The organism is Rhizobium sp. AAP43 (genome assembly GCF_001296045.1).
GTDB lineage: Bacteria > Pseudomonadota > Alphaproteobacteria > Rhizobiales > Rhizobiaceae > Allorhizobium.
In genome coordinates this window covers 1-5,713 of record NZ_LJHS01000023.1, presented here as the reverse complement: position 1 = coordinate 5,713, position 5,713 = coordinate 1, and the positions used below count along the sequence as shown (strand labels likewise).

The 5,713-nt window shown below is 59.1% G+C and carries 9 protein-coding genes and 1 pseudogene; 6 read left to right on the top strand and 4 right to left on the bottom strand.

Annotated features, from left to right (window positions below; all coding sequences use genetic code 11):
• Positions 1-83 precede the first annotated feature (83 nt).
• Complete coding sequence (locus IP76_RS14365; RefSeq protein WP_054158927.1) at positions 84-587, bottom strand: GNAT family N-acetyltransferase; 504 nt, start codon at positions 585-587, stop codon at positions 84-86.
• Positions 588-803: 216 nt separating this feature from the next.
• Between IP76_RS14365 and IP76_RS14360 the strand changes: the two genes are divergently transcribed.
• Both IP76_RS14360 and IP76_RS14355 read left to right on the top strand, forming a co-directional pair.
• Positions 804-1,295: an ABZJ_00895 family protein gene (locus IP76_RS14360; RefSeq protein WP_054158926.1), complete on the top strand. Its 492-nt coding sequence runs from the start codon at positions 804-806 to the stop codon at positions 1,293-1,295.
• A 77-nt stretch (positions 1,296-1,372) separates the two neighbouring features.
• The gene (locus tag IP76_RS14355) at positions 1,373-1,867 is read left to right on the top strand and encodes a hypothetical protein (protein WP_054158925.1); all 495 of its coding nucleotides are present in this window, start codon (positions 1,373-1,375) and stop codon (positions 1,865-1,867) included.
• Positions 1,868-1,981: 114 nt separating this feature from the next.
• On the opposite strand, the gene IP76_RS14350 is transcribed toward IP76_RS14355, so the two are convergent.
• The gene (locus IP76_RS14350; protein ID WP_054158924.1) at positions 1,982-2,641 is read right to left on the bottom strand and encodes a hemolysin III family protein; all 660 of its coding nucleotides are present in this window, start codon (positions 2,639-2,641) and stop codon (positions 1,982-1,984) included.
• A 182-nt stretch (positions 2,642-2,823) separates the two neighbouring features.
• Here IP76_RS14350 and IP76_RS14345 point away from each other — a divergent pair, with 182 nt between their 5' ends.
• Complete coding sequence (locus IP76_RS14345) at positions 2,824-3,207, top strand: MAPEG family protein (RefSeq protein ID WP_054158923.1); 384 nt, start codon at positions 2,824-2,826, stop codon at positions 3,205-3,207.
• A 191-nt stretch (positions 3,208-3,398) separates the two neighbouring features.
• Here the strand turns inward: IP76_RS14345 and IP76_RS23695 are convergent, their stop codons facing one another.
• On the bottom strand, positions 3,399-3,677 hold the full coding sequence (locus IP76_RS23695; protein ID WP_210166778.1) for a transposase: 279 nt from the start codon (positions 3,675-3,677) through the stop codon (positions 3,399-3,401).
• A gap of 109 nt (positions 3,678-3,786) precedes the next feature.
• On the opposite strand from IP76_RS23695, the gene IP76_RS14335 reads away from it, so the two are divergent.
• From IP76_RS14335 to IP76_RS14330, 3 genes are all read left to right on the top strand, one after another.
• The gene (locus IP76_RS14335; RefSeq protein ID WP_054158921.1) at positions 3,787-4,326 is read left to right on the top strand and encodes a hypothetical protein; all 540 of its coding nucleotides are present in this window, start codon (positions 3,787-3,789) and stop codon (positions 4,324-4,326) included.
• A 93-nt stretch (positions 4,327-4,419) separates the two neighbouring features.
• A complete protein-coding gene (locus IP76_RS22830) occupies positions 4,420-4,560 on the top strand; it encodes a transposase (protein WP_245281471.1) in 141 nt (46 codons plus the stop codon).
• 100 nt (positions 4,561-4,660) lie between these two features.
• On the top strand, positions 4,661-5,098 hold the full coding sequence (locus IP76_RS14330; RefSeq protein ID WP_054158920.1) for an NUDIX domain-containing protein: 438 nt from the start codon (positions 4,661-4,663) through the stop codon (positions 5,096-5,098).
• A gap of 468 nt (positions 5,099-5,566) precedes the next feature.
• Here the strand turns inward: IP76_RS14330 and IP76_RS14325 are convergent.
• Positions 5,567-5,713 (bottom strand): annotated as a pseudogene (locus tag IP76_RS14325) (sugar ABC transporter ATP-binding protein); the annotation flags it as partial.

The window sequence follows — 5,713 nt, the reverse complement described above, 5'->3', positions numbered from 1 at the left end:
GGCGCTTGCGCGCCACCTTCTCCCCGCTGGGGAGAAGAGGAGGTCGGCGCACGACGCTGGCGTCAACACGGCCGCCGTCCAACTCAATCCAGTTTCAATTCCATCATCGTCAGATCCAGCCAGCGGCCGAATTTCTGGCCGACTTCGCGGTGGGTGCCGACGTGGCGGAAGCCGAGTTTTTCGTGGAGCGCGATGGAGCCCCGGTTGCCGGCCTCGATGGCGGCGATCATGACGTGGATGTTGCCTGCCCTCGCCTCCTCGATCAGCGCCTGCATCAGGGCGCGGCCAAGGCCACGGCCGTGGTGGTTCTTTTCGACATAGACGGAATGTTCGACCGAATGACGGAAGCCGTCGAAGGCGCGCCAGTCGCCATAGGAGGCGTAGCCGGCGACCACGCCGCCGACATCGGCGATCAAGACGGGGAAGCCACGGGCGCGGCGGGCCTCCAGCCAGGCGCGGCGATTGTCGAGATCAACCAGGATCTCGTTCCAGATCGCGGTCGTTTCAGCGACCGCATGATTGTAGATCTCAAGGACAGCAGGAAGATCGGCTTCGGTGGCATCGCGGATGATGAAGTCTGTGGTCATGGCTGGTACTCGCAGGCGATGGGGCACGGCAGCCCGGATGGACGAAAATGGGCGGGCGCCCTGGCAGATGATGCGGTCGAGGCGGGTGGACGGCGGAGAGGCGGAAGGCCGCAGCGGCGTGACAGGCACGCAGTGTGACCGGCGCCACTGCGCTGTCCTCCAGAAATCCGCCATCTCTTGGCGCATTGCAAGCCGCACCGCACCCGAAAGCCGCCCATGCGCCCCTTCTTCCCCAGCCTCATCTGGCACTATCTGCTCGCCCTTTTCGGCTGTGAACTGATCATGATGGCCGTGATCGAAGTGGTGTCGGCGGACCGGACGATCGGCCTTGCCATGCAGGTGGCGGCGGCCATGGCGAGTGCGGCCTATGCGGGCAGCCATTTCGCTACGGAGCGAAAGCGCATGCCCGACTGGCGGGAAAGTCTGGCTGTCTCGGCGGTGCTGGTGGCACTCGGGCTTGTCTGGAACATCGGCATTCTCTCCGCGATCATCGCGACGGAGATGGTGTCGGGCGGCGGTATCGCGACGCTGATCGAAGCGCTTGGCCTGACAATCCTCAGCCTGGTGATGGTGAACACCGCCACGGCGCTTGTTGCCGGCGCGATCGTGACGCTGCCGGCCTTCCGGCTTGGCGCCGGCTGGATGGTGAGGGCTAAGCGGCGCGCCGACCGCAAGGCGCAGCCGCCGGCATCGCCGCCTGGACTGTGATCTGCGCCACTTCGCTGGACACAAAAATCCTTCATGAGCAGCGCGAAATTGATTGAAACCGCAAAGGAAGCGTGTCGATGTTTGCTCTTCTCCCTGGTCTCCTGATCCGCTATTCCGCGACCCTGATCGGCCTGCAGGTGCTGATGTTCATTCTGATGCTGGTGGCCGAGAGCCTCGGCTGGAGCGAAGATCTGTTTCGCGCCGCCAATGTCGCCGTGCTGATCGGCAGCGCCACAACGGCTGGCAATTATGTTGCCCTGCAGCTGCGCGGCCGGCCCAGCTGGCCGATGTCGCTCGGGCTTGCCTTCTTCATGTCACTGACCAGCATCCTTCTTGGCGTGCTGATGTTCGTTCTGATCATCGCGGCCGGCGGCGTGGAGATGGCCGACATCAACAGCCTGGTGGATGAGATCGGCATCGGCGCGGTCGGGGCGGCGCTGGTCTTCATCGCTTTCGGCTTGCTGCTCGCCTACCCGGTTACGCTGGTGGGTCTTCGGATCGGTGCCAGCGGCACCGCCAAACAGATCGCCAAGGAAGAGGCGGCCAAGGTGGAAGCCGCCCCGGCGGCCTGAGCCAGACGGTTCGTGACGAAAGGCGCGAGCGGCGGCGGAAGCGGCCGCTCGTTTTCGTTTGCCGCTCCTCACGACAGGCCCGAGAATGGCGCCGTGCCGGGTTGAAGCCCGTTCTCAGCCGAGGCTGATGGCCGTGAAGACTGCCGAATAGTGGACGATCGAGGCGGTGACGACGAAGGCGTGCCAGATGGCGTTCTGGAAGCGCAGGCGTTCCCAGACGTGGAAGATGACACCGGCGGAATAGATGCAGCCACCGATGATGATGAGGGTGAGCGTCACGCCCGGGATGATTTCCGACAGCTGGCCCATGGCAAGCGCGCCGCTCCAACCCATGCCGAGATAGAGCAGGATGGCAAGGCGATCATAGCGGCCGGGAAAGCGGAATTTCAGCCAGATACCGATGATGGCGGTCACCCAGATGCCGATGAGGAGCGCCAGGATTATCGGCCGCTCCGCGCCCTGGACGAGGAAGGGCGTGTAGGTCGAGGCAATCAGGATGAAGATCGCCGAATGATCGAAGCGGCGCAGGATCCACTTCACCTTGGAATGCGGCCACATATTGTAGGTGAAGGAGACGCCGAGCGCGATGATCAGGCCCATGCCATAGATCCAGCTGGCAGCGATATTGGCATAGTCGGAATAGACGGTGGCATAGAAGATCAGCGCGGTTGTGCCGACCAGCGCAAAGACCACGCCGATGCCGTGAATGATGCCATCGGCGACGAGTTCGGAGAGGTCGTAAGGGCGGCCAAACTTGATGTGCTCGGTGCTCATGGCGTGCCGTCGTTTCCCGTTTCGGTTGGGCCAGGCGTATTTCAGAACAATGGCGGAAAAGCCGGCTTTCGACAAGATCCGCTCAGATCATGACCGGGTCGTGACCGCCTCCGCTTGTCTGACGCTTATGCCTCGCCTACCAATCAAGTCTTAACCATAGACGACCGCGAAGAGAAAATCCCATGCGTTTCACCATACTGGCCACCTTTGCTGCCCTCGTGACCTATTGCTGGTTTCTGCTGAAGGTGGGCCAGGCGCGGAAGAAATTCGGCATAGAGGCGCCGAAGACGAGCGGGAACGCGGATTTCGAGCGGGTGTTCCGGGTGCAGCAAAACACGGTGGAGCAGCTTGTGCTCTTCCTGCCCTCGCTGTGGATCTTCGGCTTTTACGTCTCGGATATGCTCGCCGGTCTGCTGGGGCTCGGCTGGACGGCGGCGCGGGCACTTTATGCGGCTGAGTATTATGCCGATGCGAAAAAGCGCGGCCCGGGCGCAGCACTCACCTTCCTGATCGGCATCGTGCTTCTGGTGGGCGGAGCGCTGGGGGCGGTGATCGGCGGCGCGTGAGGGGCGACAGCGGGCGGCGTTTGCCATATGATCGCGACGATTTCCGATGACAGGTGAACGCATGAAGCGTCCCGTTATCCTCGACGAAGGATTGAAGTCCCGGCTGGCAGATCTGGCGAACCGCACACTTGCATGTCCACGGAAGCGGCGACCCAGACGGCGAACGTTGCCCCTGGGCATCCGCGCGCATCTTAAGTTAAACACAGAGGGTTCTTCCGGTTTGCTTTCGGCGGAATGACTGGTCTGATCCCATGGATCAGGAGTTCCTCGCGCAGGAAATCACCTTCATAGCCTTTGTCGGCAAGAAACAGTCCCGGTTTGCCGACCGGTATCGCCAGCAAGTCAGGGACGGCGTTGTAATCCGAAGCTTCGCCGCCCGTCAGCACGAAGCCAAGAGGACGGCCCTGACCGTCTGCTCGGGCGTGGATTTTCGTCGTAAAGCCGCCGCGTGATCGACCGCCGCGAGCCAAAACTGCCTCCTAAAAGGCAGTCTTGAGCCCTGCTTCGGCTAATTCGGGAATCCACTTTGTCAACGGGTCCTAGTAAGAACCTTGGCAATTACGAAGCGAAGGAACCAAAATGATGCGCAACGCTGTGATGGCTTTGCCCTTAGTCACAATCCTGATGGCCTTACCGGCCCTTGCAGACGCCAGCAAACTGAGAGATGGAGACATATTAATCTCTCGGCATAGCTCAAACGATGCCGTAAGCTATGCAACTAGCCGTTCGGAAGTCTATGTCCGGAGAGAAGACAATGGCCAAGAAGCTGGTAGGCAATATTTGGTGGAGTTCAGCGATCACAGCCAAAGCAATACTTCCTACCGATTTGACGCGACCCCGCACGTCGAGCTTTTCGAGATTGTGGGCCTAGAGGTAACGAAGGCCTTTTGTAGACGCGAGATCGCGGTGGTAACTATACGCGAATACATGGATATTGACGAACCTCGCTATCTCTATAGGCGTGTTTTCCTTGAACTCGGCAAGCCAGGAAAGGGCTTTGAGTACTTGGATGGCGCCGCGACCGATATGGGTGGTCCTACCCCTATCGGTTTACTGGAAGATTATGTGACCATAGATTGTAGCACGATGCCTATCGAGCTGACGGATAAATCACGCTAGGCCCCGTCAACAAAGTGGATTCCCGAATTATCCGAAGCATGATTCAAGACTGCCTTCCGGGAGGCAGTTTTGGTTCGCGGCGGCCTGACAGATATGGAATGGCGGATCATAAAGGGGCTTTTGCCCAGGGAACGTGGCAGGAAGTCTCGGCCCTCGCACGATAATCGGCAATATCTGAACGGCAAGCTGCATGTTCTTCGGGTCGGTTGCCCTTGGCGCGACATGTCCTCGTAGGATCAAGGTTGACTGGGATGAGAATTCGATCTGACGTCACTCTTGTTTAAGTCCCTCCCGGCGCACAGAATGGACATTCGACTTCAAAGAGATTTGCCGAATGACATCTTATGTAATGGGCCTTCGCGGTTTGATAGGCAACCGTTTGCTTTTGCTTCCTTCCGTTGCCGCCGTCATTCATGACCACGCCGGTAATCTGCTTCTACAAGAGAGGGCTTCTGGGGAGGGCTGGAGTCTACCAGCAGGGGCAATCGAGCCTGGTGAGACACCTCAGGAAGCGGTCATTCGAGAGGTTTCGGAGGAGACTGGCCTCGTTGTCTTGCCAGCCAGTATACTAGGCGTGTTCGGCGGGCGTGACTTTAGGTACGTCTACCCAAACGGCCATCAAGTCGAGTATGTTGTCACCTTATTCAGATGCCAAGTTCTCAAGGATGGAGGTGCATGGCAGGATGCCGAGACGAGATCGCTTCGGTATTTTGCGAGGGACGAGATGCCATCGCTGGCCCTCCCTTACCCTTATTCCGCTCTGTTTGCGTAGATATAGCGGTCTCATGATCATTTGCGGGTAAAGCTCATTTCCGAGGCCGCATAATCGCGAGGTCTAGTCGCGAATCTAATCTTCTATTGGAGCGAACTACCTTTTGCCTACACGCAAAGATGGAGTCGCTTGACCATGGAGAATGTCGCACCCAACGCTACATTGAGTATCGGGCTGCGCGAAGGGGATAAGGCGCAATCATAAATTATTGAATTTTATATATATTTTTGGTATTCTGGCATCACATCTGCGCCAGACATCCATACGCTTCATACCGCATATTTACGCCATCCATCAGCCGAACTTGCCTCCGCGCCAGACTTGAAATCGTTTCTTACAGTGTCCGGCTCGGCATACTGAACTGCCAGATAGCAGGTCGAGCTGGCCCCAATATACGGACGCGCCTTCGTCAAAAACAAACGAGGGAGCTTTCGCCCCCTCGCCTGTCTCAGTTCATTGTCGCAATGCTCAGGCCGTCTGCATGGCCCCCGGACCCGGGATCGCGCCGGGGGGGCATTTGCCGAGGATGATCATGCCGAGCACTTCGTCCTTGGTGACGTCTTCGGTGCGGGCATGGCCCACCACGCGGCCGTTCTTCATGACGAAGACGCGGTC